The sequence below is a fragment of the Bradyrhizobium sp. genome, assembly GCF_016462955.1.
Taxonomy (GTDB): Bacteria; Pseudomonadota; Alphaproteobacteria; order Rhizobiales; family Xanthobacteraceae; genus Bradyrhizobium.
In genome coordinates, this window is record NZ_JAEMSD010000671.1 from 1 (window position 1) to 3,018 (window position 3,018).

Here is a 3,018-nt window from a genome sequence, read left to right on the forward strand (position 1 = left end):
ACGTCTATGCGGTGGCGCAGGGTTCGCTCGCGATTTCCGGCTTCCAGGCCGAGGGCGAGGCGGCCAAGATCGTGCGCGGCGTTCCGACCGTGGGACGGATCGCCAACGGCGCCATCATCGAGCGCGAGATCGAGTTCGCGCTCAACCGGCTGCCGAACGTCCGCCTGGCGCTGCGCAACCCCGACTTCACCACCGCCAAGCGCATCGCGGCTGCGATCAACGACTATCTCGGCGTCAAGACCGCCGAGCCGATCGATCCCTCGACCGTGCAGCTGTCGGTGCCGCCGGAGTTCAAGGGCAACGTCGTCGCATTCCTCACCGAGATCGAGCAGCTACAGGTCGACCCCGATCTCGCCGCCAAGATCATCATCGACGAACGGAGCGGCATCATCGTGATGGGGCGTGACGTCCGCGTCGCCACCGTCGCGGTGGCGCAAGGCAACCTCACCGTCACGATCTCGGAGAGCCCGCAGGTCAGCCAGCCCAACCCGCTGTCGCGCGGCCGCACCGTGGTCGCGCCGCGCAGCAGCGTCACCGTCAGCGAAGACGGCAAGAAGCTGGCGCTCGTCAAGGACGGCGTCTCGCTCCAGCAGCTCGTCGACGGCCTCAACGGCCTCGGCATCGGCCCGCGCGACATGATCAGCATCCTCCAGGCGATCAAGGCCGCCGGCGCCATCGAAGCCGACATCGAGGTGATGTGATGCAAGCCAGCGCCATCAATACGCCGCGCGTCGCCACCTCTTCGGCGTTCTCGGTCGAGAGCCGCAACGGCCGCCCCGATTTCGAGCTCGCCGCCGCGCTTCAGAAGGTATCGCCGCAGCAACAGGCAAAGGCGCAGAAGACGGCCACCGATTTCGAGGCGATGTTCCTCAACAGCATGTTCGCGCAGATGACCTCCGGGCTGAAGGGCGAAGGCCCGTTCGGCGACACGCCCGGCACCGGCGTGTGGCGCTCGATGCTGACCGAGCAATATTCCAAGAACTTCGCCCAGGCCGGCGGCGTCGGCGTCGCCAGCGACGTCTACCGTACCCTGATCCTGCAGCAGGCGAGAACGATCCGCACGGCATAAGGTCAAACGAGATGAACCAATTCAACGCCTCACGTCAGCCGATGCAAGCCCAGCGTCCGAACACCGCGCCCGGCAGCGCCGAAGCGCGCAAGCTCGCCGAAGGTCTGATGGATGCGATGAGCGCCCTGCTCGCACTGATCGAGCGCGAGACCGAGCTCGTCCGCGCCGGCAAGGTCCGCGAGGCGATGACGCTGGAAAGCAAGAAGCAGGAATTGTCGCGCAACTACGTCGGCGCGGTCGGCCAGTTGAAGGCGAACCAGGCCCAGCTCGCGAAATCCGCGCCGGAACTGCTCTCGACCTTGCATCGGCACCATGACGCGTTTCGCGCGATGCTCCAGGTCAATCTCACCGTGCTCGCGACCGCGCACGCGGTCTCCGAGAGCGTCGTGCGCGGCGTCAATGCCGAGATCCAGAAGCGCAACGTGCCGAACACTTATACGGCCGCAGGCCGCCGCGCAGCCCCAGGCCCGCGCCACATCAGCCCGCTCGCGGTCAGTCGATCGCTCTGAGCGGGCGGAAACAAGCGACAATTTTACGAAAGATTGCGCGGCGATATCGTCGCGCGGTTAGGCACGTTTCCTTACCAGGTCTTCAAACCTGGTGATCCATGGTTGCGCTATTAGAGGGGTTGGGATTTGACTCACGTAAGGCAACCAGGAGGCTGCCATGAGTACAGATTTCAGCATCAGGCCGGTGGGGATCCCGGCCCCCGTTCAGATCGTGACGACGTCCAATGCGGCGGCGAACGAGGCCGTGCGAACCGATCTTCCCCTGAACCAGACGGTCGCCGCGGCCGATACCAGCGCGCCGGTCCGCAATGACTTGCCGAACCACGAGAACGTCTCGCGCCAGGTCGTGTTCGATCAGGCGGCTGCGTCCTTTGTCTTTCAGGTTGTCAACGAGAAGACCGACGCGGTGGTGAACCAGTTCCCGGACGAGGCGATGCTGCGCCGGCGCGCCTATTTCCATGCCCTGGACATGAAGACCGAGCCGTCACGTCCGCTCAGCACGGACGTCAGCGCCTGATCATCGGGTCTCGATCGTCGCAGCAGCTGGTTCGACGTAGGTCGGGCCGGCCGCGCTTGTCGTCGCGGCGCACCACCTTCGTCAAAAATCATTAGCATGAATTTGGTGCGGCCACGTATGCTCGGCCGCGACGGCTCCCGTCACGGGCGGCCGGACAGGCCCGCAGCGATATTGCGATTGATCTCGATCAGCGGACGGAAGTGATCGAACTGCGGGCTCATCTGCAGCGCGGCGGTCTGACTCAACACGAACACGCTGATGTTGGCGATCTTCTGCCGGACGTCGATAGGCTGCGGATTGGTGTCGCGCATCGCCTCGCTCAGGAAGATGGTCCAGAGCTTGCGGTTGAACATCAGGGCCTGCATGGTCTGCTCGCTGAGCGGATCGGCGTTGTTCACCGCGTCCTGGAGCTTGTTGGCGGCCTTCAGCAGGGTCTGCGCCTCGATGTCGCGAGGAGATGCGGTGGTGGTTGCAACACGCGCATAGGCCGAGGCAGCGGAATTCGACATCAATCACACCCTGGAGGTTACCTAGCGCGTTGTACGCGCTTAAGGATTTCTTTCCCAACCCTAGGCAGCACCGCTTAAGATTTGCTTACGTGTGTGCTTTGGAAGCACTCCGGACAATTACGGGGCGCGGAGTTCTTCTTCACCACAACGCTAGATGCACGCACGCACGATGTAAACTCGCTTGCCGTGATGCGCGGCGATCTCGGCTAATCTTGTCTTAGCGATCTCCCTCAAAAGAACGGCGGAGCCTTGGCTCCGCCGCGAAAATTCGAATCGTTACGCTGCGCGTGCGAATTAGCGGAGCAGCTGCAGCACGCTCTGCTGCGACTGGTTGGCGAGCGACAGCGCGGAGACCGCGATCGACTGGCGGGTCGACAGCGCCTGGCTGTTCGCCGCTTCCTCGTTGGTGTCGGC

Annotated in this window: 6 protein-coding genes; 4 read left to right on the forward strand and 2 right to left on the reverse strand. The window is 63.9% G+C overall.

Going from position 1 to position 3,018, the window contains the following annotated elements:
• The 4 genes from JHD07_RS36610 to JHD07_RS36625 all read left to right on the forward strand — a co-directional run.
• Nucleotides 1-701 (forward strand): flagellar basal body P-ring protein FlgI (locus tag JHD07_RS36610; RefSeq protein ID WP_291631043.1); only part of this gene is annotated, 701 nt, incomplete at its 5' end.
• Nucleotides 701-1,069 (forward strand): flagellar assembly peptidoglycan hydrolase FlgJ, encoded by a 369-nt coding sequence (gene flgJ, locus JHD07_RS36615; protein WP_291631045.1) that lies wholly within the window; start codon nt 701-703, stop codon nt 1,067-1,069. The genes JHD07_RS36610 and flgJ, both read left to right, overlap by 1 nt.
• Before the next feature lie 11 nt (nt 1,070-1,080).
• Nucleotides 1,081-1,578, forward strand: a complete 498-nt coding sequence (locus JHD07_RS36620; protein ID WP_291631046.1) for a hypothetical protein — start codon at nt 1,081-1,083, stop codon at nt 1,576-1,578.
• A 157-nt stretch (nt 1,579-1,735) separates the two neighbouring features.
• Nucleotides 1,736-2,095: a hypothetical protein gene (locus tag JHD07_RS36625; RefSeq protein ID WP_291631047.1), complete on the forward strand. Its 360-nt coding sequence runs from the start codon at nt 1,736-1,738 to the stop codon at nt 2,093-2,095.
• A gap of 140 nt (nt 2,096-2,235) precedes the next feature.
• Here the strand turns inward: JHD07_RS36625 and flaF are convergent, their stop codons facing one another.
• The gene (flaF, locus tag JHD07_RS36630; RefSeq protein WP_028181463.1) at nt 2,236-2,604 is read right to left on the reverse strand and encodes a flagellar biosynthesis regulator FlaF; all 369 of its coding nucleotides are present in this window, start codon (nt 2,602-2,604) and stop codon (nt 2,236-2,238) included.
• A gap of 294 nt (nt 2,605-2,898) precedes the next feature.
• Nucleotides 2,899-3,018: flagellin (locus tag JHD07_RS36635; protein WP_291631051.1), on the reverse strand; the 120-nt coding region annotated here is incomplete at its 5' end.

Bases quoted from the DNA above. Each gene is read 5' to 3' on its own strand.
- flgJ (WP_291631045.1), top strand. From the start codon at position 701: ATGCAAGCCAGCGCCATCAATACGCCGCGCGTCGCCACCTCTTCGGCG.
- JHD07_RS36620 (WP_291631046.1), top strand. From the start codon at position 1,081: ATGAACCAATTCAACGCCTCACGTCAGCCGATGCAAGCCCAGCGTCCG.
- JHD07_RS36625 (WP_291631047.1), top strand. From the start codon at position 1,736: ATGAGTACAGATTTCAGCATCAGGCCGGTGGGGATCCCGGCCCCCGTT.
- flaF (WP_028181463.1), bottom strand. From the start codon at position 2,604: ATGTCGAATTCCGCTGCCTCGGCCTATGCGCGTGTTGCAACCACCACC.